This window comes from Natronoarchaeum sp. GCM10025703 (assembly GCF_042661985.1).
Classification (GTDB): Archaea; Halobacteriota; Halobacteria; order Halobacteriales; family Natronoarchaeaceae; genus Natranaeroarchaeum.
Genome location: NZ_JBHSZF010000001.1, coordinates 2,274,070 through 2,297,092 on the forward strand (window position 1 = coordinate 2,274,070; position 23,023 = coordinate 2,297,092).

20 protein-coding genes and 6 pseudogenes are annotated in these 23,023 nt (G+C 63.2%); 18 read left to right on the forward strand and 8 right to left on the reverse strand.

Features of this window, described 5'->3' with window-relative positions:
* Positions 1 to 11 precede the first annotated feature (11 nt).
* From ACFQH2_RS12675 to ACFQH2_RS12695, 5 genes and pseudogenes are all read left to right on the forward strand, one after another.
* Positions 12 to 1,043: a PhoU domain-containing protein gene (locus ACFQH2_RS12675; RefSeq protein ID WP_377054128.1), complete on the forward strand. Its 1,032-nt coding sequence runs from the start codon at positions 12 to 14 to the stop codon at positions 1,041 to 1,043.
* Positions 1,044 to 1,275: 232 nt separating this feature from the next.
* The gene (locus tag ACFQH2_RS12680; protein ID WP_377054130.1) at positions 1,276 to 1,473 is read left to right on the forward strand and encodes a DUF7525 family protein; all 198 of its coding nucleotides are present in this window, start codon (positions 1,276 to 1,278) and stop codon (positions 1,471 to 1,473) included.
* A gap of 54 nt (positions 1,474 to 1,527) precedes the next feature.
* Positions 1,528 to 1,749: pseudogene (locus ACFQH2_RS12685) on the forward strand (hypothetical protein); the annotation flags it as partial.
* 51 nt (positions 1,750 to 1,800) lie between these two features.
* Positions 1,801 to 2,234 (forward strand): annotated as a pseudogene (locus tag ACFQH2_RS12690) (SRPBCC family protein).
* Positions 2,231 to 3,034, forward strand: coding sequence for a carbon-nitrogen family hydrolase (locus ACFQH2_RS12695; RefSeq protein WP_377054136.1), 804 nt, complete (start codon positions 2,231 to 2,233; stop codon positions 3,032 to 3,034). Before ACFQH2_RS12690 ends, ACFQH2_RS12695 begins: the two are co-directional and overlap by 4 nt.
* Positions 3,035 to 3,289: 255 nt before the next feature.
* On the opposite strand, the gene ACFQH2_RS12700 is transcribed toward ACFQH2_RS12695, so the two are convergent.
* On the reverse strand, positions 3,290 to 4,801 hold the full coding sequence (locus ACFQH2_RS12700) for an aldehyde dehydrogenase family protein (protein ID WP_377054138.1): 1,512 nt from the start codon (positions 4,799 to 4,801) through the stop codon (positions 3,290 to 3,292).
* Between the two features lie 88 nt (positions 4,802 to 4,889).
* Positions 4,890 to 5,713, reverse strand: a pseudogene (locus tag ACFQH2_RS12705) (RIO1 family regulatory kinase/ATPase).
* Between the two features lie 109 nt (positions 5,714 to 5,822).
* Here ACFQH2_RS12705 and ACFQH2_RS12710 point away from each other — a divergent pair.
* Positions 5,823 to 6,965: an acyl-CoA dehydrogenase family protein gene (locus ACFQH2_RS12710; RefSeq protein WP_377054142.1), complete on the forward strand. Its 1,143-nt coding sequence runs from the start codon at positions 5,823 to 5,825 to the stop codon at positions 6,963 to 6,965.
* 23 nt (positions 6,966 to 6,988) lie between these two features.
* On the opposite strand, the gene ACFQH2_RS12715 is transcribed toward ACFQH2_RS12710, so the two are convergent.
* Together ACFQH2_RS12715 and ACFQH2_RS12720 are read right to left on the reverse strand one after the other, a co-directional pair.
* Positions 6,989 to 8,179: a M24 family metallopeptidase gene (locus tag ACFQH2_RS12715; RefSeq protein ID WP_377076806.1), complete on the reverse strand. Its 1,191-nt coding sequence runs from the start codon at positions 8,177 to 8,179 to the stop codon at positions 6,989 to 6,991.
* Positions 8,180 to 8,530: 351 nt separating this feature from the next.
* Complete coding sequence (locus ACFQH2_RS12720; RefSeq protein ID WP_377054146.1) at positions 8,531 to 8,752, reverse strand: hypothetical protein; 222 nt, start codon at positions 8,750 to 8,752, stop codon at positions 8,531 to 8,533.
* 85 nt (positions 8,753 to 8,837) lie between these two features.
* Between ACFQH2_RS12720 and aroA the strand changes: the two genes are divergently transcribed.
* From aroA to ACFQH2_RS12735, 3 genes are all read left to right on the forward strand, one after another.
* Positions 8,838 to 10,127, forward strand: a complete 1,290-nt coding sequence (aroA, locus tag ACFQH2_RS12725; RefSeq protein WP_377054148.1) for a 3-phosphoshikimate 1-carboxyvinyltransferase — start codon at positions 8,838 to 8,840, stop codon at positions 10,125 to 10,127.
* A 58-nt stretch (positions 10,128 to 10,185) separates the two neighbouring features.
* Positions 10,186 to 10,635, forward strand: coding sequence for a hypothetical protein (locus ACFQH2_RS12730; protein ID WP_377054150.1), 450 nt, complete (start codon positions 10,186 to 10,188; stop codon positions 10,633 to 10,635).
* A 185-nt stretch (positions 10,636 to 10,820) separates the two neighbouring features.
* Entirely contained in the window at positions 10,821 to 11,240 is a 420-nt protein-coding gene (locus ACFQH2_RS12735; protein WP_377054152.1) for a Rieske (2Fe-2S) protein, read from the forward strand.
* On the opposite strand, the gene ACFQH2_RS12740 is transcribed toward ACFQH2_RS12735, so the two are convergent.
* Entirely contained in the window at positions 11,237 to 11,527 is a 291-nt protein-coding gene (locus ACFQH2_RS12740) for a transcriptional regulator (RefSeq protein WP_377054154.1), read from the reverse strand. The two genes, ACFQH2_RS12735 and ACFQH2_RS12740, sit on opposite strands and share 4 nt — an antisense overlap.
* A gap of 47 nt (positions 11,528 to 11,574) precedes the next feature.
* Positions 11,575 to 11,964 (reverse strand): DUF5802 family protein, encoded by a 390-nt coding sequence (locus ACFQH2_RS12745; RefSeq protein ID WP_377054156.1) that lies wholly within the window; start codon positions 11,962 to 11,964, stop codon positions 11,575 to 11,577.
* A gap of 233 nt (positions 11,965 to 12,197) precedes the next feature.
* Between ACFQH2_RS12745 and ACFQH2_RS12750 the strand changes: the two genes are divergently transcribed.
* On the forward strand, positions 12,198 to 12,902 hold the full coding sequence (locus ACFQH2_RS12750; protein WP_377054158.1) for a hypothetical protein: 705 nt from the start codon (positions 12,198 to 12,200) through the stop codon (positions 12,900 to 12,902).
* A gap of 85 nt (positions 12,903 to 12,987) precedes the next feature.
* Positions 12,988 to 13,643, forward strand: a pseudogene (locus tag ACFQH2_RS12755) (metalloregulator ArsR/SmtB family transcription factor).
* A gap of 140 nt (positions 13,644 to 13,783) precedes the next feature.
* On the opposite strand, the gene ACFQH2_RS12760 reads toward ACFQH2_RS12755, so the two are convergent.
* Positions 13,784 to 14,128, reverse strand: a complete 345-nt coding sequence (locus ACFQH2_RS12760; RefSeq protein ID WP_377076807.1) for a hypothetical protein — start codon at positions 14,126 to 14,128, stop codon at positions 13,784 to 13,786.
* A gap of 96 nt (positions 14,129 to 14,224) precedes the next feature.
* On the opposite strand from ACFQH2_RS12760, the gene gatD reads away from it, so the two are divergent.
* From gatD to ACFQH2_RS12775, 3 genes and pseudogenes are all read left to right on the forward strand, one after another.
* Positions 14,225 to 15,466, forward strand: a complete 1,242-nt coding sequence (gatD, locus tag ACFQH2_RS12765; RefSeq protein ID WP_377054164.1) for a Glu-tRNA(Gln) amidotransferase subunit GatD — start codon at positions 14,225 to 14,227, stop codon at positions 15,464 to 15,466.
* 4 nt (positions 15,467 to 15,470) lie between these two features.
* Positions 15,471 to 16,378 (forward strand): annotated as a pseudogene (locus ACFQH2_RS12770) (GNAT family N-acetyltransferase).
* A 60-nt stretch (positions 16,379 to 16,438) separates the two neighbouring features.
* A pseudogene (locus ACFQH2_RS12775) lies at positions 16,439 to 17,197 on the forward strand (enoyl-CoA hydratase/isomerase family protein); the annotation flags it as partial.
* Positions 17,198 to 17,199: 2 nt separating this feature from the next.
* Here ACFQH2_RS12775 and ACFQH2_RS12780 read toward each other — a convergent pair.
* Complete coding sequence (locus ACFQH2_RS12780; RefSeq protein ID WP_377054170.1) at positions 17,200 to 17,478, reverse strand: ubiquitin-like small modifier protein 1; 279 nt, start codon at positions 17,476 to 17,478, stop codon at positions 17,200 to 17,202.
* 102 nt (positions 17,479 to 17,580) lie between these two features.
* Between ACFQH2_RS12780 and ACFQH2_RS12785 the strand changes: the two genes are divergently transcribed.
* From ACFQH2_RS12785 to ACFQH2_RS12800, 4 genes are all read left to right on the forward strand, one after another.
* Positions 17,581 to 18,756 carry an NAD-binding protein gene (locus ACFQH2_RS12785; protein WP_377054172.1) on the forward strand — a complete coding sequence of 392 codons (1,176 nt, stop codon included), beginning with the start codon at positions 17,581 to 17,583 and terminating at the stop codon, positions 18,754 to 18,756.
* A 239-nt stretch (positions 18,757 to 18,995) separates the two neighbouring features.
* The gene (locus tag ACFQH2_RS12790; protein WP_377054174.1) at positions 18,996 to 19,241 is read left to right on the forward strand and encodes a HalOD1 output domain-containing protein; all 246 of its coding nucleotides are present in this window, start codon (positions 18,996 to 18,998) and stop codon (positions 19,239 to 19,241) included.
* A 103-nt stretch (positions 19,242 to 19,344) separates the two neighbouring features.
* Positions 19,345 to 20,268, forward strand: coding sequence for a DUF7260 family protein (locus ACFQH2_RS12795; protein WP_377054176.1), 924 nt, complete (start codon positions 19,345 to 19,347; stop codon positions 20,266 to 20,268).
* A 339-nt stretch (positions 20,269 to 20,607) separates the two neighbouring features.
* Positions 20,608 to 23,022 (forward strand): rhodanese-like domain-containing protein, encoded by a 2,415-nt coding sequence (locus ACFQH2_RS12800; RefSeq protein WP_377054178.1) that lies wholly within the window; start codon positions 20,608 to 20,610, stop codon positions 23,020 to 23,022.
* Position 23,023: the final 1 nt, after the last annotated feature.

Here is a 23,023-nt window from a genome sequence, read left to right on the forward strand (position 1 = left end):
TATATGGGGGCATGGAAACGCGAAAGGTGCAGCGGCTCGGGCCGTCGACGCTCGCGATGACGTTGCCCGCGGAATGGGCGTCCGAACACGACGTCGAAAAGGGCGACGAAGTCTCCCTGCGAATGAGTGGTAAAGGGACGCTAACGGTGTTGTCGGAGTCGGCAAACACCGACGAATCGGAAGCGATCATCAGAGCCGACGACCTCGACGCCGACGCCGTCGAGCGAGCGATCGTCGCCCAGTACGTGCTCGGGCGGCGTGTCATCCGGATCGACCAGACCGAAGGCGCGCTGTCGAGCGACCACATCAACGCAGTCTACCGCGCCGAGACGCAGTTGATGGGACTGGGTGTGATCGAGGAGACCCCCGAGAGTATCGCCATCCGCTGTTCGGTCGATCCCGAGGACTTCACGCTCGACAACCTGCTCGAACGGCTGGAGTCGACCGGGTCGACGATGCGCGGCGAGGGGATCAAGGCGCTCGCCCACGGCAACGCCGACCTCGCACAGCGCGCCCTGAACCGCGAACGGCAGGCCAACAAGATCTTTGTCCTCCTGCTCCGTCTGATCTTCACTGCCTACCAGAACCCCAACCTCGCACGGGCGGTCGGACTCGAATCCGGCTTCCCACTGATCGGCTACCGGTCGATCGCGAAGAACCTCGAACTGACCGCGGACAACGCCGAGGATATCGCAGAGATCGTCATGGAGAGCGACGACCACTCCCTGCAGGTCGACAGCGACACCATGCGTCGGATCCGCGAGTTTACCGACGACGTCGACGAGCTAACCCAACTCGGCGTCGAAAGCGCCGTCGAGCGCGATTACGACAAGACGATCGAGGCCCGCAAACGGTTCCACGAGATCGGCGACCGCGAACAGGAGATCCTCGCCGACCTCCCCGAGATGGAAAACGAGGACCTGCTGGAGGTGCGGGAAGTGCTCGTCAGCCTCAAACAGACCGCCGAGTACGCGATGCGAAACGCCGAAATCGCCGCAAACCTCGCACTGAACGAGGAGTCCGAGCACACGACCATCAAGTAGTCCTCGTTCCTCAGTGATCACCGGCACGCCGCCGAGACCCACTCTCGTGGCGACGACGACCGTCCCGAGGAGTTCGACCAGTGTGACGGCGGCAATCCGTAGCTTGCTCCCGGACAGTGCGGTTCTGAGGATGACGAGTGACATCCACCTTCGACCGTCGACACCGATGTGGATACAACCGGCGTGGTGAGATCTAACAAGAGCTAAGTTTCCCCCGTTGAAACGAGGATACATGTCTACACAGTCGGCGGGACCGACGGACAAAGAGACCGGCTACGCGATACTGTTCGGTGTTCTCGCGACGATCAGTGCGGCGGTAATGTACGTCGGGGCGACCTCGCTTGCGCCCCAACTCGTCGGCGCGTTCGGGTTCGCCGCAGTGCTCGTCTTCGGCGCGCTCACAATCCTCTCGATCCAGATTTACGGCTGAGGGACACTCCTCCTCGAAAAGTGTTAAGCGCGTGGACCCCTAGCGCGCGATAGGATGACCGAGTACACGGAGGAAGAACGCCGTATCGTCTCGTACCTGCGCGAGAGCGCCTCCGGCGGCGAAGGCTACTTCAGAGCAAAAAACATCGCCGAGTCGCTGGGACTGACAGCAAAACAGGTCGGGTCGCGGCTTCCGATGCTGGCCGAAAAGGCCGAGGAAGTCGATATCGAGAAGTGGGGACGAGCACGGTCGACGACTTGGAGAGTAACGGTCAGCTGTTACGCCGCTTCCAGCGGACTTTTACCCCCGTGGTCGTCAGAGTATTATATGACCGTCCGGGTTGAGCGTACGTTCGAGTTGGCCGTGCCGCCGGAGCGCGTCTGGGAGTTCATCGCCAGCCCGGAGCAACGCGCTCGCGCGATCAGTGTCGTCTCCGAATTCACGTTGAACGACGAAGACGGCCGGAAGGCGACGTGGCAAGTCGATCTTCCGATCCCGATCGTGAACCGCACTGCCTCCGTCGAAACGGAGGACGTGACCCGCGAACCGCCGAACTACGTCAAGTTCGTCGGCCGCTCGAAACTGATGCGGGTCACTGGCGAGCACGAGATCGAAGCGATCGATGGGGAAGCCGCGTCGTAAACCGCTTCGTTGTCGATGGCCGACTGCCGGGCGTGGAGCGTTACTTCGAGAAGAACCTCGACGCCGAACTCGGTAATCTGGAGGCCGCACTCCGGAGCGATACCGGAACTGAAGAATGAAACTCGCGCTGGCACAACTCGGAATCGAAGCCGCCGCCGTCGAGGAGAACCGGCGACGCGCCGAGGACGCCATCGCTACTGCGGCGGCGAAAGGCGCGGACATCGTTGCGCTCCCCGAAATTTTCAACGTCGGCTACTTCGCGTTCGACGTCTACGAGCGACTCGCAGAGCCACTCGACGGCGAGACGCTGACGCGGATGGCCGATTCGGCCGCCGAACACGGCATCGGAGTCGTCGCCGGAAGCATCGTCGAGGATCTGGCCGCCACCGAAACCGCACAGACGCCCGCCGAGTCGGGACTCGCAAACACGACCGTCTTCTTCGATCGGGAGGGACGCCGGCAAGGCGTCTACCGCAAACGCCATCTCTTCGGCTACGACTCCGCCGAGGCCGAACTGCTCGTCCCCGGCGAGCGCGACACCGTCGTCGACTTCGAGGGGTTCTCGGTCGGGATGACGACCTGCTATGACCTCCGCTTTCCCGAGCAGTTCCGTCGCCTCGCGGAGCAGGGCGCGACCCTGATCGTCGTGCCGAGCGCGTGGCCGTACCCCCGGGTCGAGCACTGGGAGACGCTCTCACGGGCCCGGGCGATAGAGAACCAGCAGTACATCGCCACGGTCAACGGCTCTGGGGAGTTCGACGACGCGACGCTCCTGGGCCGTTCGACGGTGTACGATCCCTGGGGGACGACGCTCGCATCGTCGAGCGACCAGCCGAGGCTGGTGACCGCAGAGATCGATCCGGGCGTCGTCGAGCGCGTTCGAGAGGAGTTCCCCGCGTGGCGTGACCGTCGACACTGACCGCTGTCCGGGAGCGATCCAGGCGTCGATACCCTCCAGCGGGCGACGGGATCTCTGTGCCCAGAACAGTGCATTTATACGGAGACGGGCCGAAAGACTGTTGCCGGCACATCGACGCTTTTCACGTCGCGCCGGCAAACGCTCGTCGCGCTCGACCCGTCCACACCGGGGCCGTCCTGGTGGCCCCGGTTTCACGGCTCGATGCTCCTCGGCTCCACCCCTCTCACTTTCGAGATACCGACTCGCTAGCCGACGCTACTCCTCGTCGCTGGTGTGGATATCCGCCGAGAGACCCTGTGCCATCTCGATCTCTTTGCTGTTGTTCAGCGTCCACGCCGTCCGGTCGGTCACTGATTCGATCACTTCACGGGCGCTCGGCGACCCGGTGCCGGACTTCTTGACGCCGCCAAACGGTAGCTGTACCTCCGCGCCGATACAGGGCAGATTGGCGTAGGCGAGGCCGATTTCCGCCCGATCACGGTAGTGGTTTAGCTGCCGGTAGTTCTCGGAGATGACCGCGCCCGCAAGCCCGTACGGGACGTTGTTGTGGATCTCCGTTGCGCGCTCGATCCCGCCCTCGTACTCGATCAGGGCAACGTGCGGGCCGAACACCTCCTCGCGGAGACAGCGGTACTCGGGGCTGTACTCCATCTCGTAGACGAACGGGCCGACCCAGTGACCGTCGGCGTCCAGCATCGCGTCCTCGTCGAGGTCTGCCCGGTCGACGAGGACGTTTGCGCCCTCCTCGCGGGCGAGGTCGTTGTACCGGTGGAACTTCTCGACGGCGTCCTCGTCGACGAGCGGCCCCATGAACGTCGACTCCGAGAGCGGATCGCCGACCGAGACGTCCTCGGCGAGGCTGACGAACCGTTCTTTGAACTCGTCGTAGACGTCGGAGTGGACGATCAGGCGCTCGCTGGAGACACAGCGCTGGCCGGTCGTCTTGAAACTCGACATCACGGCGCTGTGGACCGCGATGTCAAGATCCGCCTCCTCGGTGATCACGATGGCGTTCTTGCCGCCCATCTCGCAGGCGGCGGTCTTGCCCGGTTCGCCGCCGACCTGATCCGATATCTCGTGGCCGACCTCGGCGGAGCCAGTGAACAGTACGGTGTCGACGCGGTCGTCGTCGACGATGGCGGCCCCGGTGTCGCCGAACCCCTGTACCAGATTGAACACGCCGTCCGGAATGCCGCTCTCCTCGAACATCTCGGCGATGATCTGGCCGCACCACGGCGTCTGTTCGGCGGGTTTCCAGACGACCGTGTTGCCCTCGACGAGCGTGACGGCCATATGCCAGAACGGGATCGCGACCGGGAAGTTCCACGGCGTGACACAGCCGACGACTCCCCGCGGTTTCCGGCGCATATACGCGTCTTTTGCACCGATTTCGCTCGGTACCACGTCACCATGCGGATGGCGGGCGTTGCCCGCCGCCCACTCGACCATGTGGGCGGCCTCGACGACGTCCGCACGACCCTCACTGATCTCTTTCCCGCACTCCCTGGTGACTATCTCGCCGAGTTCGTCCGTACGCTCACGGAGTTCGTGATAGATCTCCCAGAGATACTCCGCACGGTCGATGTACGAGAGGTCTCGCCACTCCTCGAAGGCCTCGTCTGCGGCTGCGACGGCAGTCTCGACGTCTGCCTCGGTCCCCTGGTGGAACTCGGCGAGCACGTCACCGGTCGCCGGATCGGTACTCTCGAAGGTTTCGTCGCCGTGTCCGTCGGTCCACTCGCCGTCGATGTAGTGGTTGTGTGTCATGGTCGAACCTGATGAAAGTAGGCCGCCTATCATGAAAAAAGCACCTCTGCCGTGAGGCATGTTGACGTGTGTCGGGAAAATTAACTGATTACTGGCCGGTCGTCGACCGTGCTGGCGCGTCGGCGGCCTTCACGATTTCGCCTTTGACTCGCAAGGCGTCGAAGTCGTGGTCCGGTCGCAGTTTGACGAAATCGAGGAACTCGCGTGCCGCGAGTACGTCCTCGATGGAGTTGTGTGCGAGTGCGTACTCCACGGCAGTCTCGGCGTCGATGGCAGGTGCGAGGACCGCCAGTGCACAGGATAGATCGTACGCCCGTGCCCCGTCCATCCCGTCCTCGCGAACGCTCGTCGCGTCGATGAAGTAAAGTTCCCCGTCGACTACGAGGACGTTCTCGGCCCGCAGATCACCGTGTGCTGCCCGTGTTCGTGCATCCTGGCGAGAGACTCGAACAGTTCGTCCGTGTAAGAAAGCTTCTCCATCGGCGAGAGGTCGCCCAGCGATCGGAAGTCGTCCAGATACTCCAGAACGACGACGCCGAACTGTTCGTACTCGAAGACGCCGACCGGGGCCGGCGTGTTGAGGCCGATTTCGCCCATGCGCTCGTTGGCTTCGAGTTCGTGTCGGCCCATCTCGACTGGCCCCTCGAACCGCTCGAAGAAGCCGGCCGTTCCGCTCGAAAACGCACCGATGTTGCGTGCCCCGGTGAGCACCGCGTGGACGAAGGCGTTCTGGGGCGAGATGATCTTCACGAACCACTGCTCGTCGACGATCAGTGGCGTCGATAGCCAGTTGTCCGCCTCAAGAAACTCGATCCGGACCGACTCTTCGTCTGACCGTTCGGCAAGCCTGCGGCCGACCCCTTCGAGGTCAGCCCAGTCGACGGTGCCCCGAACGAGACCACGCAAATCCATTGTTACGACGAACGTCAGCGACGCTTAAATTTCTCTCGGGCCGTCACGAGCAAGACATCCAACATGATCGTTCGTCGTATTTATCACCTACCTCGCTCTACGTCCCCGCATGGAGTTTCGGATTCCCGACGAACACCGGATGATGCGAGAGGCCGTCCGGGAGGTCTGTGAGGCGGAAATCGAGCCGATAGCAGGAGAGATCGAAGAAGAACACCGTTTCCCACAGGAGGTCTTCGACGAACTCGCCGCACTCGACGTCATGAGCGTGCCGGTCGACGAGGAGTACGGCGGACTCGGCGGCGATCAGTTGATGTACGCCCTGATCGTCGAGGAACTGGGCCGGGTCTCGGGTGCGATCGGACTCTCCTACGCCGCCCACGTCAGTCTGGCCTCGAAACCGATCGAAGCGTTCGGAACGGAAGCACAGAAAGAGCGCTGGCTTCGCCCGCTCGCCGAGGGCGAGCACATGGGTGGCTGGGCGCTCACGGAACCCTCCAGCGGGAGCGACGCCAGCGACATGGACACGATGGCCGAGAAGGAGGGCGACGAGTGGGTGCTCAATGGGACAAAGCAGTTCATCACGAACGCGAACGTCGCTGGCTCCATCCTCGTCAAGGCAGTGACCGATCCCGGCGCAGGCTACGATGGCATTTCGACGTTCATCGTCGACCCGACCGAGGACGACGGGTTCGAGGTCACCACTGTCTGGGACAAGATGGGCCTGAACGCCTCGCCGACCTGTGAGATCCAACTCGATGACGTCCGCCTCCCCGAGGACCGCCTGCTCGGCGACCCGGGCGAGGGCTGGGACCAGACCAAAGCAACCCTCGACGGCGGTCGTATCTCCATCGCAGCGCTCTCGGTCGGACTGGCGCAGGGTGCCTACGAGGCCGCAAAATCCTACGCCACGGAGCGCGAGCAGTTCGGCCAGCCGATCTCCGAGTTCGACGCTATCAGAAACAAGATCGTGGCGATGGACCGGAAGATCGAGCGCTCGCGGCTACTGACCCACAAAGCCGCGTGGATGTACGACCAGGGCGAGGACGTCACCAAGGCGAGTTCGCTGGCGAAACTCGACGCCAGCGAGACGGCCCGCGAGGTCGCCGAAGAGGCCGTCCAGACGCTCGGTGGCTACGGATACACGACGGATTTCGCGCCACAACGGTTCTACCGCGACGCCAAACTGATGGAGATCGGCGAGGGAACGAGCGAGATCCAGGAACTCGTGATCGGTCGGGAGTTAGGACTGTAAGCGTGGCTTCCCTCAGATCTCGGTTACCGGTTCGAGCGCTTCTCAGGCGAGTTCTGCCCTTTCGGGTAGTCGGTGAGGTTCTCGTAGCCGTCTTCGGTGACGACGACGAGATCTTCGATCCGAATACCGCCCACGTCGGGATCGTAGAGGCCGGGTTCGATAGTGATGATCTGGCCAGCCTTCAGTTCGCCGCCGGTCGGGTTCAGCCGCGGGAGTTCGTGGACGTCCAGCCCGATGCCGTGGCCGGTGCCGTGGATGAATCCCGTCTCCGTCGAGGGATCATCACGGAGCGTGGCGTAGCCCGCTTCCTCGTAGACGTCACAGACCGCGTCGTGGACGTCCGCGCCGGTGGCACCGGCTTCGACGGCGTCGAGCGCGGCCCCGTGTGCCTCGTGAGTGATCTCGTAGCGGTCACGAAGCTCTTCGCTTGCCGTGCCTTTGAGGAACGTCCGGGTCATGTCGGCGTGATAGCCCGTCTCCTTGTCACGGGGGAAGATGTCGACGACGATGGATTCCTCGGCGTCGAGCGGGCCACTTCCGCGGTCATGCGGGTCCGCACCGTCCGCGCCGCAGGCGACTATCGTCTCGTCGAGCGCACAGCCCTCCCGAAGTAGTTCGATCTCGATAGCCTGCTTAACGCGCTCGCTCGTCAGCACCTCGCCGTCGTGGACTAGCTGGCCATCTTCGACCGTCGTGCCACCGATCAGTTCCTCGGCGCGGGCCATCGCGGCCTCGTTGGCGCGCTGGGCCGTCCGGACGTGTTCGATCTCCTCGTCGGTCTTGACCGAGCGGATCTCCGTGATCACGTCCTCTGACTCGACCGAGACGTCGATGGCGTGTTCGCGCAGGCCGTCGGCGGTGCCCGTTGGGAACTGGCCGGGGATCAGCACGGACTCGACGTGATTGTCCGCGAGGAAGGCGGCAATCGTCGCCAGCCGCCCCTCTCGTGGACCGTCCTCGGCTGCACGCTCCTGATAGTCGTACTCCTCGTATCTGGAGACACTGTCTGCTCGACTCTCCGAGACGGCACGGCCGTACTCCAGTCCGGACACCAGCAGATGTGCGCCCTCGCCGTCGTACAGCGCGACGAAGGGATCCGGCGCGTCGAAGCCACAGACGTAGTACTGGTCGGAGTCGTCGTGGCCGTCGAAGAGGTAGCCGTCCGCACCCCGGTCGTCGATGACGTCGGCGAGTCGTGAGAGGTCGGGTTCCATACCCTCCTCTCGGGCGCGGTGGAGTATATAATTCGGGGACTCACCACAGCAAGCCCGGTTCCTCGTCGGTCCGTCTGAGCCAGCGGAGTTCGCCGGACTCGAACAGGAAGGCGACCGTCTTACCGTCGACCCAGCCGTCGACAATCGAGCAGCTCTCGAAGTCGAGTTCGCGTCGCCAGCGCTCGCCGTCGCCGTCGGCGGCGAGGACCGTACAGCCGCTACCGACGCTGTAGACCGTCTCGCCATCCCAGACCGTCGGTGGCGGAGGGCGGAATCCTCGGGCAGCGTGGGCGTAGTTCGTCGTTTCTCGTTCTCCAGTAAAAAGTTTACCAGTCGACAGATCCGTCCTGTTCAGCCGTCTGCTGGCTCCTCGGAATCCTCGGCCCGCCGGCCCGAAACCTCCCGGAGTTTGTCGGCGGCGTCGTCACTGGATCCCGTTCTGACCTCGGTGACGTTGTCGGGGTCGAGCCCCGACTCTGTAGCGTCGGTCTCGGTCGCATCGGCCTCGCCTTCTCGCTTCTCTGTATCGGAGCCACCGCCGAACCAGGAACGCAGTCGAGAGAGAAGTCCCATAGCCGCATCTCTGTGCGGCACCCTCCTTACTGTTCGGGTGGCACGTTCCGGTACTGTGATACCACTCCCGGCCATCAGGGCCGATATGAACGTCACGATCACGCCATCGACCGTCAGCGGATCCGCGAGCGCGCCGCCATCGAAGAGCTATACGCACCGTGCAGTGCTGGCCGCGGGCTACGCGGACGGCGCACTGGTCCACGGGCCGCTCGAAAGTGCCGATATCCGGGCCACGATGCGAGCAGTCGAAGCGTTCGGCGGGGACGTCTCGGAGACGAACGGAACACTCGACGTGGCGGGGTTCGATGGCCGCCCCGAGGTTCCCGACGACGTCATCGACTGTGGCAACAGCGGGACGACGACGCGACTCGTCACCGCGACGGCCGCGCTGGCCGACGGGATGACCGTTCTGACCGGCGACGCATCCCTTCGGTCACGCCCACATGGCCCCCTGCTCGACGCCATCGACCAGCTCGGCGGGAGTGCACGGAGCACCCGCGGAAACGGACAGGCACCGCTGGTCATCGAGGGGCCGATTTCGGGCGGCACCGTCTCGATTCCGGGCGATGTCTCCTCGCAGTTCATCTCCGCGCTGCTCTTTGCCGGTGCGGTGACCGAGGACGGCATCGACATTGACCTGGAGACGGAACTCAAGTCCTCACCCTACGTCGACATCACGACCGAACTGATGGCCGACTACGGTGTCGACGCTCGCCGGACCGAGCGGGGCTTCTCGGTCGAGGGCGGCCAGTCCTACGCCCCAGAGGGCGGCGAGTACTCGGTGCCCGGTGACTTCTCCTCGATGTCGTACCTGCTCGCGGTCGGTGCGGTGGCAGGCGACGACGCCGTCGAGATTCAGGGAGCCTATCCGAGTGCACAGGGCGACAGCGCCATCCTGGGGATCCTCGAAGACATGGGCGCGGCCATCGACTGGAACCGCGAGGACGGCGTGATTACCGTCGAGCGCAGCGAGCTATCGGGGACAACCGTCGACGTTGGCGACACGCCGGACCTGTTGCCGACCATCGCCACGCTCGGCGCGATAGCCGACGGCGACACCCGGATCGAGAACTGCGAACACGTCCGGTACAAGGAGACCGATCGCGTGAGCGCGATGGCCGAGGAACTCGGGAAGATGGGGGCCGAAGTAACGGAGGAACACGACGTGCTGACGATCCACGGCGACGAAACCGAGCTTTCGGGCGCGACGGTCGACGGCTGTGCGGACCACCGGATCATTATGTCGCTGGCAGTAGCCGGCCTCGTCGCCGACGGTCAGACCACGATCACCGGCGCGGAGCACGTCGACGTCTCTTTCCCCGACTTCTTCGAGGTGCTGGCGGGGCTGGGTGGGGCCGTCTCCCAGGCGGAGTGAGCTGACGATACGACGGATACCCAAGATACTTTTTATCTAATATCTACTGCTATTCTGTATGGAAGATAGTGCGGTCCAGTTCGAGGGAGATACCGAATCGGAGGTCGATGCCAACGAGCGCCTGTTCACCCTGTTCGGGGCTGTGGCGGCGGTGACGACCGTCGTCGCGTACGGTGTGGTCGGCTATATGCTCCTGGAGAGTGCCGTCTACGGTGCGATTGTCGGTGCGTTCGGCGGCGTGGGATCGTATCTGTTCCTGCCGTGGTTCATGGGTCTCTCGACGGTACAGGAGCAGTCCGACGAGGAACTCGGATTTGCGGATGCGAGTCAGCGTGTTTCGTCGAGCGCGCAGATGGGCGTGCTCGGCCTGGGACTCGAAGCCGGTTCCATCGTCGCGATTGCGGTCGGCCTCTCGGTCGCCGAACCGGATCCGGGCATCGGTGCGGGGGCCGCTATCGCGGTGACGCTCGTGATCTACCTCGTCGGGTCAACGCTACTGGACTTCTAGCACCACTCCGGCCCCCTATACGGTCTCTTGCCTACTGATTCGGCGTGTCGCATTGTATAAACGCACTGTATCGTGCGACAGCGAGACGATGTACGGCCTCGCCAGCGCGGTGCTCGAAGCTACCCCTTCTCCTGCCATCGGTCGAACCGGAACGTTATACATCAGCCAGTCACTTTCGGTACACGATGAGTTCGGGAACGAGTATTACGTCGGTCGAGGAGGTGCCACGGGAGACGACGCTAATCTTCACCGTTCGCGACGTCGAATCGGGGGAGAAACGAGAGGCCGTTTTGACTGAACTTGCGGACGGCGTTGCCGGGTGGATGAACTACTGCCAGCATCTGACCCACATCCCACTCGACAAGGGCTCGGGTGCACCGATGCGGGACGGCGAGATCATCTGTGCGAACCATGGGGCGTACTTCGAGTCCGACAGCGGACGATGTACCTATGGACCGTGTGAGGGAGCGTTTCTGGAGGGGATCGACGTCACCGCCGAAGACGGCAACGTCTACCTTACCGACGAGAAGTACGAGTTCGTCGCTACGGGTGGTATCGAGACGGACGACCTCGACCGGACGTCGACGTCGAACGTCGAGTTCTAGTCGATTCTGAACGCCGGTTCTTCGATCCCTTCGTGTTTGCACTCCGGACAGCGGGAGGGAACGTTCGCCGGATCGTCAAACTCGTCGAACCCACACTCCCGGCAGGTCGGCGGGGCGACGAGCAGTTCTTCGTCCGTTGGGTCCAGCGAGTGAGCGAGATGTGTGACGTGATCGAGTGCAGCGCCGACGGAGACGTCGAACTCCGCGGCGAGGCCACTGGGCGTCTCGGTCTCGTTCCGAAGGGTTCGGGCAATGCGCTGTCGGGTCGTTTCCTCTGCTTCGCGCATGGTCGTAGGATGTCCCTATGTTCGCAAAGTCCTACCGGTCGGAGGGATCACCGGCCGGTGGCTGAGCCGTTGTTTGACGCATCCGATGCGGGCTGAGAATGCTGACCGAACATGTCGAGCAGTTTGCGGGCGTGGTCGCGCTTGGCCAGGAACACTTCCCGCACTGTCGGTGGGTTGTCGATGTCTGTCTCGTCGATGATCGACTCCGGTACCGCAATCGTGTCCGGAGGGATTCCGGACTCGCCGTGTACCGAGAAGTGCTGGCGGTCGAGTTTCATCACCAGTGGCGAATCGAGTCGCTCGATCCCCTCTCCGGTCGCGTAGAGCTCCTCGTTGACGCGTTCGTGTTGCTCTCGCTGCATGACGGCTTTATCACCGTCGAACGGTTCGACGTAGAGACGACCGAAGTAGTAGCCGCTGGAGAATTCCTCGAACATGCTACACGTTAACAAGGGCCTCGTCATAGTATAAAAGTTCCGCCGGTCCGGACCGTCGTCACCGCCCGAAGTCCCGGCCCATCGTGGTCGACCGGTATGAGATCCAAAAACACTATTTACTGATTCTCTGCTGGCTTTAAACGCTCAAAGCAGTTTTAAACAGATATTTCTGCCGAATGAACGGAACGAACGAAACTGCGCTTTTTTAAGATCTGTAGTGGTAGTGAGTTTCAATGAGACCCCTTCGTGTTGTGGCGTTCGCTACGGTTGCCATCGTCGGGCTTGCCGTTCTCGCTTCGTTCGCCGGTGCGTCGGGAGCGATAGGGGTGCTCGACGAGGAGTCCGAAACGGAACCCACAGGGAACGCCAGCCTCGGCGTTCAGATGGGTTCGTTCATGCAGTCGAGTAGCACGAACACCGAGAGCGCGGTCAGCGAAGGAATGTTCGACGCCGAGTACCAGCAGGCAGACGACAGGGCCGCGGTGCTCGACAATCGGGCGGCTGACCTCGAAGCCAGGCTGACCGCGCTCAGACAGCAGAAAGCAGAGCTCGAAGACGCGGAAAACGATGTCAGCACACAAGTGCGGATGAGCCGGATCGCTAGCGAGATCCACTCGCTGGAACGCGAAGTGAACAACTCCGCCAGCCTTGCCAAAAAGGCCGGTCACTCCGGAGCACCGTTCGACGACCTCTCGAAGGGCGTCGCCGACTTGCGCGGTCCCGAAGTCGCAGAGGCGGCAGGTGCAATCCCTGGCGGTCCGGCACCAAGCGAGGTCGGTCCACCTGACAGTGTGCCCGGCGCGGGGGATGACACCGGCCCCTCAGACGAGAAAGGCTCGGAACGCAAACAGGGCCCTCAGGACAAGGACAGTCAGGGTAAGCAGCCTGATAGCGCACAGGACGACTCCAGTAGGGCTCTCTCCCTGGCATCGGCGTAGCCCCTCGTTTCTATCGGACGGCCCGCGAGTAGCCGAAATACCCGAGCAGACATGCTTTTCATCGCAGACGAATAACTACCTATAGATGGACTCTGCAGCCCTGCTCGATCTCCTTGGCAACGAAAACCGTCGGCGGATTCTCCGCCTTCTCGCCCACAAGCCCTGCTACGTCACCGAGATCAGCGAATATCTCGACGTCAGCCCCAAGGCAGTGATCGATCATCTGCGGAAACTCGAAGAGGCCGGAATCATCGAGAGTCGGACCGACAGCCAGCGACGAAAGTACTTCCACATCTCTCGGAACCTCCGGCTCGAAGTCAACGTCTCGCCCTACGAGTTCGGGACGAAAAGCGCGTATCCGCGGAGCCGAAAGCTCGATGTGACCACGTGGCGCTATCTCTCGCTCGACGTGCGGGCTGCGAGGAGGGCGACGACAGCCAGTCGATGGCGGCAGAGCTTCGTGAACTCGAACGACTCGAAAACGAGCTTTCGATGGCTCAGCGCTGGGTCCAGGGTCGGATCACGGACGTCCTCGACCGACTGACCGACGAACTCGATGCCACGGAGAACAGCCGGTTGTACGCCGACGTATTGCTCGAACTGGCCGACGGCCCGGCGGAGACCGAGTCGATCAGCAAGGCCGTCGACGCGCCGCCGGGCATGGTCCAGGAGGTGCTGGCGGAGATGGCGGAACACGACCTGGTCGAACGGGTCGGTGACGGCTGGGCGCTCGACGAGTAATCAGATGTCCTCTGTGAGACCGTTGCGGAGGTCGCGCCCGAAGTAGACGCCGAGAAGACCGAGGACGATGCCAGCCCCAGCCCCGACGCCGGTCAGCGTCAGCATCGAACTGGTGACGGCCGCGAGCGTGATGTTACCGATCAGGACGCCGAGCGCACCGACGAGGCCGCCGGCGACGAGCGACTCCCCGTAGCGACGACGACTGCTGGCTGCCCGACGGCGAACGCACCGACAAACACGCCGAGCGGCCCCCCGACGAGGGGGACGAAGGTACTGCCGAGTTGGCCCAGTACGGCCAACAGCGCGAAGACGACGAGAAATATTTTCGGGGCGAAGTACTCCGCGAGACGCGAGCCATCGCTCGATTCCGCCGGAGGATCGGGCTCTCGCCGCTCGGTCGAGTCGTCGAGGAGGCTCTCGTCGAAGCTTCCGGTATCGACCTCGGAATCACGGCTCTTGGAGAGCTGATCGGTGCGCTCGCTCATATATACCGAGTCGGCCGCGACAGGCATGGGTTTTTCGCCCGGTTCGCGAGCGGACGAAAGAGTGGGTTCAAGTCCCGCCGGTCTGAACGGATGAGTATGAACGCAGGCGATCACGTGCGGATCGAGCGCGACGGGCAGCGCTACGAGGGCGTGTTGCTCCCCTCGACAACGGACGAGCATCTGGTACTCAAACTCGAGGGAGGGTACAACGTCGGCATCGACCGCGAGGACGCCGCCGTCGAGGTCATCGAATCGGACGTCCACGACGTCGAAGAATCGGGAGACACGTCCGATTCCACGGTGGAGTTCGACGAGGACCTGCCGACGATATCGCTGATCTCCACCGGCGGAACCATCGCCTCGACGGTCGATTACCGGACCGGTGCGGTCACGGCCCAGTTCGACGCCGAGGACGTCCTCCGCGCAGTGCCGGATCTCGCAGGACTCGCGAACTACCGTGGACGGGTCGTCGCGAACATCCTCAGCGAGAACATGACGCCGGACGTCTGGCAGGAACTCGCCGAGGCCGTCCACGAGGAGATCGAAGCCGGGGCCGACGGCGTCGTCGTGATGCACGGCACCGACACGATGCAGTTCAGTGCGAGCGCACTCTCCTTTATGCTCGACACACCGGTTCCCATCGTGTTCACCGGAAGCCAGCGTTCGGCCGATCGCCCGTCCAGCGACAACGTGATGAACGCGGTCTGTGCGGTCGAAGCCGCGAAAAGCGACTGTGCGGAGGTGCTCGTCTGCATGCACGCCGACGAATCCGACGAGGCCTGCGCGCTCCACCGCGGGACCCGCGTCCGCAAGAACCACACCTCGCGACGCGACGCCTTCGAGACGGTCGGCGCGAAGCCGCTCGGTGAGATCGAGTACGAGAACCTGGCGATCGAGTGGCGGCGAGAACGCGCAGAGCGCGGGGATGTCGAACTCGACCTCTCGGCAGACCTGAACGCCGACGTCTCGCTGGTGAAGTTCACACCCGGCTTCGACGAGGGCATTCTCGACCTCGCGGCAGAGAATGACGGCATCATCCTCGAAGGGACGGGCCTCGGTCACGTCCACTCGGACCTCATCGACCGGATCGGTGACATCGTCGACGAGGGCACCCCGGTCGTCATGACGAGCCAGTGTCTCGATGGGCGTGTCTGTGACCGCGTGTACGACACCGGCCGGGACCTGCTCGACGCCGGCGTCGTCGAGGGCGAGGACATGCTACCCGGAACTGCGAAGGTAAAACTGATGTGGGCGCTCGCGAACAGCGACCACCCCGAAACAGTGATGGCCGAACCGACGGCCGGCGAGATAACCGCTCGGTCGGTCCCCTGGGAGTAGCCCGATGACGGACTTCAGCGTCCGCCAGGCCCGACTATCGGATCACGATGCCGTCACGTCCTTCACGACCGAGACGTGGCCCGATCAGGAGACCGGCGACTACATCCCCGACATCTTCGAGCAATGGGTCGAGAGCGACGGCCCCGAGCAACGAACCTTCGTGCTCGAAGCGGACGACGAGGTGGCTGGAATCCTCCAGGGCGTGATGCTTTCCGAGTACGAGGCGTGGGCACAGGGGATGCGCGTCGCACCCGCCGCACGCGGCCACGGCGCGAGCAAACCTATGAACGATCGGTTGTTCGACTGGGCGGCCGAACGCGGCGGGACACTTTGTCGAAATATGGTCTTTTCGTGGAACATGGCCGGTCTCGGCACTGCCGAGCGGTCGGCTTCGACGCCGGGACGGAGTTCCGCTGGGCGCTCCCGACGCCGGACGCCAACGCGGCGGCCGACACCGGTCATCGAATCACCGAGTCACCCGATGCGGCGTGGACCTACTGGACGCGCAGCGACGCACACGATGCGCTCTCGGGACTCGCACTGGACGTCGACGAGGCGTGGGCGCTCGCCGCGTTGACGCGTGAACGCCTCGCTGACGACGCCGAACGGGTACTGGCGGTGCAGGGCGACGGCACAGAAGCACTCACGCTCCGACTGCGCACCTACGACCGGGAAGAAGACAGCGAGACCGTTACGTGGGCGGAGTACGGCGTCGGCGCGTGGGCCGACGTGCCGGCCGCACGGGCGCTTTTCGCTGCGATCCGACGGGACGCCGCAAGCGTCGGTGCCGACCGAACGAGAGTGCTGCTTCCCGAGACACCTCGACACGTCACCGACGCCGTCCACATCGGCGTCGAGGTAAGTGAGCATCCGGACTTCGTCATGGAAGCCGACCTCTCTGCACGGAACTGAGGGCCGTCCGCACCTTCGCAGGCCGTACCTTCATTATCCTCTACGCTGTGCGTTCGACGCATGAAGATCAGCGATGTCGACGGCGTCCGGACCGTCACGTTCGACCGACCCGGAGTGATGAACGCCGTCACCGTCGAGACGGCGACCGAACTGGCGGAGACCATCGAGGATGTCGACGCCGAAACACACGACGCGGTGGTGTTGACCGGCGAGGGCGCGGCCTTCAGCGCGGGCGGCGATATCGAGACGATGGTCGATACCGAGGCGAACGCAGTCGAGACGTTCGACGGCATCGCGGAGACGTTCGGGCGCGTCGTCGAAGCCGCGATTACCTCGCGGGTACCCATCGTGGCCAAAGTCAACGGCGACGCGGTCGGTGCAGGGCTTGCACTCGCCGCCCTCAGTGATTTCGCCTACGCCGCCGATTCCGCCAGTTTCAGTTGTGCGTTCGTGCGCGTCGGCCTGATACCCGACACCGGTGGTACCTTCTTGCTTCCACAGTTGGTCGGTCTCCGAACCGCAAAGCGGCTAGCGATGACTGGCGAGTTCATCTCGGCTGACGAAGCCGCCGATATCGACCTGATCAACGATGCCGTACCGGACGGCGAACTGGACGAGCGCGTCGACGAACTGCTGTCGACGCTCCGCAAACGTCCGACCAAGACCGTTGGGCTGACCAAGCGCGCGCTCCACGAGAACGCGGGCAAACACTGGCGGGAGGCGCTCGACCACGAGAACACCACTCAGGCACTCGCCCGCGATACGCCCGAACACGAGGAGGGTGTCGCCGCGTTCCTCGAAGGACGGGACCCCGAGTTCAGCTACCCGCCGCTGACCGGCGGGAACAATGCGAGTTCGTCGCCCGATTCGAGCGTCGTCGAGAGGCCTTCGCCAGTGGCGTTCACGTCGTTTCCGTTCCGGAGGACGTTAATGTGCTCTCGCACACTCCCGTCGTCAGCCAGCACCCGCGACTCCAGTTCGGGGCGGTCCGCGAGCAAGGCGTCGAGCGCATCGCCGACGGTATCGCCGGGGTCGACATCGACGCCGACGTGCTTGCCGCCAGCGTGCTCCGCGAGGTCCGCGAACAGTTTCCACTCCATATCCGAGCGATCAATGCCCCGTCAGCAAGTAGCTTGCGCCTCGCCACGGACGAACAGCGACTCCGATGTGTGTTTATACGGCAGTCTCGTTACGAGTCGTATATGACCTGGAGTCGGAAACTGCTCGCCACGCGCGCGGCCGTCGGGCTAACGACGATCGTCGCAGTTCTGTCCGTCGTAACCGGTCTCCTCCACATCGGCAACATCCGGTTCGTAACGGTCCTTCCGCTGGAGGCGTACATTCCGACAGCGGTCCAGCGAACTGCCGGCTTTACCGGAACCCTGACCGGATTCCTCATGATCGCCGCGGTGTACGGACTCAAACGCGGACTCCGGGTCGCGTGGTACGCCGTCCTCGTGCTGTTGCCGGTGACAGCACTGCAAGGGCTCGTCCAGTCAAGTCCCGTCTCGCTTCCCCTGGTCGTTCTCTCCCTGCTTTCGATCCCGTTCGTCGCGGTTCACCGTGAGCAGTTCAGTCGGGAGCTCTCGCTATCGACGACACAGATGGCCGCAGCGCTCGCGCTGATCGGAACCCAGGCGTACGGCACCGTCGGGTCGTACATTTTGCGCGAGGACTTCGAGGGGGTGAACACGATCCTCGACGCGTTTTACTACACTATCGTTACGGCGACGACGGTGGGATACGGCGACGCCTATCCCGCCGGCCCGGAAGCGCGACTGTTCGGGATGTCCGTCGTCGTGTTCGGGACTGCGAGTTTCGCCGTCGCTCTCGGATCACTTTTGGGGCCAGCCATCGAAGCCAGACTCAGTCAGGCGCTTGGAAACATGACCGATTCACAACTCGAACTCCTCGAAGACCACGTGCTTATTCTCGGTGACGGCGAACTCACCGAACCGGTAGTGGTCGGACTGACCGACAGCGATACCGACTTCGTCGTAATCACTGCCAACAGGGAGCGCGTGTCGGACCTCTCGGAGCGTGGGCTGAAAGCTATCGCCGCGGATCCGAGCGACGAGGAACCGATGCAACGGGCAAAGATCGGATCCGCTCGTGCGCTGGTCGTCGCGACGGAAGACGACGCACAGGACGCACTGGCGATCCTGACTGCCCGACAACTCCGTCCCAACATCCGGATCGTCGCGGCAGCGACGGACCGCGAGAACGTCGCAAAGCTACGACACGCGGGAGCGGACAGCGTGATCAGTCCAGCGACTATCGGCGGCCAGATGCTCGTCGAATCCGCACTGGAAGGGGATGGTGACGAGACACCCGGCCTCTCAGAACTGCTCGGGTCGAGCAGGTCCGATTCTACATAATTATAAAAACATGAACGGTGGATCGACCACCTGAATCGCCAGACTGCACCGCCCCAAACTGGTGATAAAACGAAAGACAACACAGTTCAGGTTTGGACACGCTTTTATATCGGGATCTTGGAGCACTACATACGATCGGTACGCCACATGGGGATGTGGCAAATTGAGGGATTCCAAAGATGGTTGAGCAAAAGTGTAACAAGAAGGTACGTACAGGGCAGCAACAGAACACACTCACGATGGAACGGGACAGTTCAGAGCGGATGTCGACCGTTCTGATCGAGGCCGTCGCGTCGATTCGAGACGTGACAGCTACCGAACTCGATCCGTTGTACGAAACAATCGATCCGGACGCGATCGATGCACTCTGTGACAGGTCGAAGACCGAGAACCCGCTGGAGATTTCGTTCCAGTACGAAGGGTGTGGCGTAAGCGTCTCCGGCACCGGACGCATCGAACTGGTCGAGCTAGAACCCGATTTCTGAGCGGATTTCATTGCCGATAGGGTTTCCAAGGCAATTTTCGGCAGCATCGTCTCAACTCGCAGACACAACGATTATAGTTCCTGCCCGCATGGTAAAAACTGGCATGGCTTCTCTACTGGTAGCAAACGCGGGCCACTACCGAATCGGGGAGCCACAGTTACAGCAGGGTTGTTCAGGCATCGAATGTACCATCGGTGAGCTACTCTCATCGGAGTTACTTCTGGTTACGGTTGCCGTCTTCGCTGCAGTCGCTCTCATTGCGTTTACCTACCTTGCGAACGCTCGCAGGGAGTGTTCCGAAGAGCAACGGCGTGTCCGAGACGAGAAGAAGGCGTTCGAGCAGTTCGTGCAAGGGATCGGTCGGCTTCAAGCGACGACCGTTCAGCCACAGGTCGCCACCGAAGGCGGAGCGATGGTAAAGCGGACGAACTCTCCGGCCACCTCGCAGGTCGGCGACGTCTACAAACTCTACGAGAACACCGTGATGGAGGTGCCACACTACGAGGTTGACTACGGCGAACCCCTGCGGGAGAACATGGCGATCGAACTCGGTGAAGAAGTCACTACGGCTCTCGACACCACGTCCCGATTTACCCCTCAGATCAAACAGGCCCTCGTACAGAAAGGAACCGAGACGAAAAACAGCCGAGAGCGCTTTCTCCGGACGCTCGAAGCGGAATCCGATTCGCTTCAGGAAACCAACGACGCGCTAGCGAATATCGATCAGCGCATCGACGACCTGGAGGACTCTCGACGACTACGCCAGTCGTTCGACGAACTCGAACATCACTGGTGGGAACTAGATGCGCTCGAAGAGGAGTGCGAGTCCGTACTCGAACGCCGGCAACAGCAAGTCCGGTCCGGATCGCCTGCCTCTCACTGGCGTGGCGATGGCCACGGACTCTGTGCGTACCTCTACAGTTCACTCCCAGTCGAGTATCCAGCCCTGGCAGAAGGGGCCTTGCTCTACGACCGCATCAAGACGACGAAGCGCAAGTTCACCGAGTCGCTGACTCGGCGCGTCTGACCGCGCTGCCCCCATTTGTGGGCGTTGTCTGCCCACCGACGACGATCCAGAAATTCTTGCCGGATGCTGGGACGATCAACGAGGAGCCGTCAGGCTGGGCGACACCGATCACTTCTGGCGATTCTCTCCAGAAGCGAGCGTAAAGTGGGGTCGTACTGAGGGATGAACGACCGTCAGGGGTAGCTCGGAATCGTGCATCTTTTCCGGAGCAGGGGAAGGGATTCCCGTTACGAGAGCTACAAAGTAGGCCCGGAAACCAAACGTACGACAAGCCATGAAACGACAGCGAGGCAGTACGGAACGGCGCTCGGTTATCGAACGCCGTTGGGAGGGCCAGAGATGAGTTTCGACAGTCCGGCGTTCGTCGATCCGGCGTGGGTCGAGCGACACGACTACGTCACCCTCGTCGACGTACGAGACCAACGGGAGTACACCGATATGGGTCACGCGCCCGGCGCGGTAAACGTCCCGTTCGACAGTTTTCGCGATCCGTCGAGCGTCGCGACGGGGATGTTACCCGGTCGGGAGAGGTTTGGCGAACTCCTCGGTGAAGCGGGTATCACGAACGACGACACGCTCGTCGCCTACGACGGCGGGGATGGCGTCTACGCGGCCCGGTTTCTGCTCACCGCCGCAGTGTACGGCCACGGCGGGAACCTCTATCTGGCCGACGGCGGGTTTGATGCGCTGCGCGGGCAGCGTCCGGTCGAGACCGAACCGGTCGAGACCGACTTCGTCCAGTACGACCCCGATGCGCCTGACGAGACACTGCTCGCGGATCGTGACGACGTCGAACGTGCAGTCGAGGACGGGGAGACGGCTGTCGTCGATACCCGCACCCTCGCGGAGTACAAACAGTCCCACGTTCCCGGCGCGGTCCAACTTAGCTGGGAGGCGTTCGTCGACGATGACGGTCGCCTCCGGCCGGACGAGCAGATCGAATCGATGCTCGACGAGCAGGGAATCTCGCGCGGGACCCCGGTCGTCCTCTACTGTAACACGGCCCGCCGACTCAGTCACACCGCTGCCGTTCTGACGCACCTGGGCTACGAGAACGTCCGGTTCTACGAGGGAAGCCTGACTGACTGGGTTCGAGCGGAGTCCTCCGACTGGGACCCGGAACGGCTCTACGAGGGCGTCCGGAAGGTCGCGCCGGCGGGGTTCGAGGCACTCCCCCGCGAACTCGGCGAGGACGTCTTCGGCCGCCTGCACCTGATCGGACTGTACACGCAAAAGCAGGACGGCTACTTCATGCTGCGGACGAAGGTACCGAACGGCGTCCTGACCGCCGAGCAGGCCCGCACCTACGGCGAGATAGTCGACGAGTTCGCCAGGGCACCGGAAGAGTACGGCGGCACGGAACAGAACCCCCAGTTCGGCGACGGCTTTCTCGACGTCACGACGAGACAGGGGCTTCAGGCTCACTGGATCCGCGTCGAGGACATGCCCGAGATCTGGGACCGGTACGAGGAGGTCGGACTGACGACCATCCAGGCGAGCGGTAACACGCTCCGGAACGTCGTTGCCTGTCCGGCCTCCGGACTCGGCGACGAGATCACCGACGTCCGGGGGCTTGGAGAAGGGATCGCAGACGCCTTCGAGGGCAACAGGAGATACGCCAATCTACCCCGCAAACTCAAAGTGAGCCTCAGCGGCTGTCACGAGAACTGCGGGCGCAGCGAGATCCAGGACCTCGGCTTCACGCCCGCGGTCAAGGACGGTCGCGACGGCTTCCACGTGAAAGTCGGCGGCGGCCTCTCGGACGGCCCGCGTGCGGCGACTGACCTCGGCGTGTTTCTCGACCCCGAGCAGGTCGAGGAGTTCACCCTCGCCGTCGCCGACCTGTTCATCGACCACGGAAGCTACATCGACACGGCGGTCAACCGACTGAAGTTCATCGTCGAGGAGTACGGCACCGACGGCTTCCGCGACGAACTGGAGCGGTACGTCGACTTCGGGTTCGAGGGCCCGGGCGAGGAACTCACCACGAGCTATCGCGGCGACCACGTCGGCGTCCACGAGCAGGCGGATGGCCGGTACTACGTCGGTCTCACTCTCCCGACCGGCCGGATGCTCGGCGAGGACCTGACAGAACTGGCGGACCTCGCAGAGCAGTACGGTAGCGGCGAACTCAGGCTGACGGCGAACCAGAACGTGCTCGTCGCCGGCGTCCGCGAGGGCGCACTCGAGGACCTGCTGGCCGAACCCCTTCTGGAGCGATACAGCCCCGATCCGGGGCCGTTCACCCAGGGCGTCGTCACCTGTACCGGCGCGGAGTTCTGTAGTTACGGCGTCGTCGAGACGAAATCCCGCGCGATGGAGTGGGCACGAGCGCTCGACGAGTGGGTCGTGGAAACCGACCGGTTCGACGAGTCGGACCTCCCCGACGCCGTCCGGATCCACATGTCCGGCTGTTCGGCCTCGTGTGCACAGCCACAGATCGGCGATATCGGCATGCGCGGCGAGGCGAAACGAACATCTGATGGGACCAAAGACGCCGCCGACATCGGTCTGGGCGGCGACCTCGGGCGCGACAGGTTCGCTGACTGGATCGCCGGATCGGTGACGCTCGATGACGTTCCCGCAGGGATCAAACGTCTCGTAACGGCCTACGCGACCGATGCCGGCGAGGAGGCGTTTTCCGAGTGGGCCGAGCGCGTCCCCGATGCAGACCTGCGGACACTGATCGACGGCGACGCCTGCGCGGAGGCGATAGCACAGGACGGCGACCCCGCAGTACCGGAGGTAAACTGAT

Excerpts from the sequence above, each read along its gene's own strand:
- ACFQH2_RS12750 (WP_377054158.1), top strand. The coding sequence starts at position 12,198 with ATGAGACCCCTTCGTGTTGTGGCGTTCGCTACGGTTGCCATCGTCGGG.
- ACFQH2_RS12680 (WP_377054130.1), top strand. The coding sequence starts at position 1,276 with ATGTCTACACAGTCGGCGGGACCGACGGACAAAGAGACCGGCTACGCG.
- ACFQH2_RS12740 (WP_377054154.1), bottom strand. The coding sequence starts at position 11,527 with ATGCGCGAAGCAGAGGAAACGACCCGACAGCGCATTGCCCGAACCCTT.
- ACFQH2_RS12785 (WP_377054172.1), top strand. The coding sequence starts at position 17,581 with ATGACCTGGAGTCGGAAACTGCTCGCCACGCGCGCGGCCGTCGGGCTA.
- ACFQH2_RS12780 (WP_377054170.1), bottom strand. The coding sequence starts at position 17,478 with ATGGAGTGGAAACTGTTCGCGGACCTCGCGGAGCACGCTGGCGGCAAG.
- ACFQH2_RS12700 (WP_377054138.1), bottom strand. The coding sequence starts at position 4,801 with ATGACACACAACCACTACATCGACGGCGAGTGGACCGACGGACACGGC.
- ACFQH2_RS12695 (WP_377054136.1), top strand. The coding sequence starts at position 2,231 with ATGAAACTCGCGCTGGCACAACTCGGAATCGAAGCCGCCGCCGTCGAG.
- ACFQH2_RS12710 (WP_377054142.1), top strand. The coding sequence starts at position 5,823 with ATGGAGTTTCGGATTCCCGACGAACACCGGATGATGCGAGAGGCCGTC.
- ACFQH2_RS12760 (WP_377076807.1), bottom strand. The coding sequence starts at position 14,128 with ATGAGCGAGCGCACCGATCAGCTCTCCAAGAGCCGTGATTCCGAGGTC.
- ACFQH2_RS12735 (WP_377054152.1), top strand. The coding sequence starts at position 10,821 with ATGAGTTCGGGAACGAGTATTACGTCGGTCGAGGAGGTGCCACGGGAG.
- ACFQH2_RS12675 (WP_377054128.1), top strand. The coding sequence starts at position 12 with ATGGAAACGCGAAAGGTGCAGCGGCTCGGGCCGTCGACGCTCGCGATG.
- ACFQH2_RS12715 (WP_377076806.1), bottom strand. The coding sequence starts at position 8,179 with ATGGAACCCGACCTCTCACGACTCGCCGACGTCATCGACGACCGGGGT.
- ACFQH2_RS12790 (WP_377054174.1), top strand. The coding sequence starts at position 18,996 with ATGGAACGGGACAGTTCAGAGCGGATGTCGACCGTTCTGATCGAGGCC.
- ACFQH2_RS12795 (WP_377054176.1), top strand. The coding sequence starts at position 19,345 with ATGGCTTCTCTACTGGTAGCAAACGCGGGCCACTACCGAATCGGGGAG.
- aroA (WP_377054148.1), top strand. The coding sequence starts at position 8,838 with ATGAACGTCACGATCACGCCATCGACCGTCAGCGGATCCGCGAGCGCG.
- ACFQH2_RS12730 (WP_377054150.1), top strand. The coding sequence starts at position 10,186 with ATGGAAGATAGTGCGGTCCAGTTCGAGGGAGATACCGAATCGGAGGTC.
- ACFQH2_RS12720 (WP_377054146.1), bottom strand. The coding sequence starts at position 8,752 with ATGGGACTTCTCTCTCGACTGCGTTCCTGGTTCGGCGGTGGCTCCGAT.
- ACFQH2_RS12745 (WP_377054156.1), bottom strand. The coding sequence starts at position 11,964 with ATGTTCGAGGAATTCTCCAGCGGCTACTACTTCGGTCGTCTCTACGTC.
- ACFQH2_RS12800 (WP_377054178.1), top strand. The coding sequence starts at position 20,608 with ATGAGTTTCGACAGTCCGGCGTTCGTCGATCCGGCGTGGGTCGAGCGA.
- gatD (WP_377054164.1), top strand. The coding sequence starts at position 14,225 with ATGAACGCAGGCGATCACGTGCGGATCGAGCGCGACGGGCAGCGCTAC.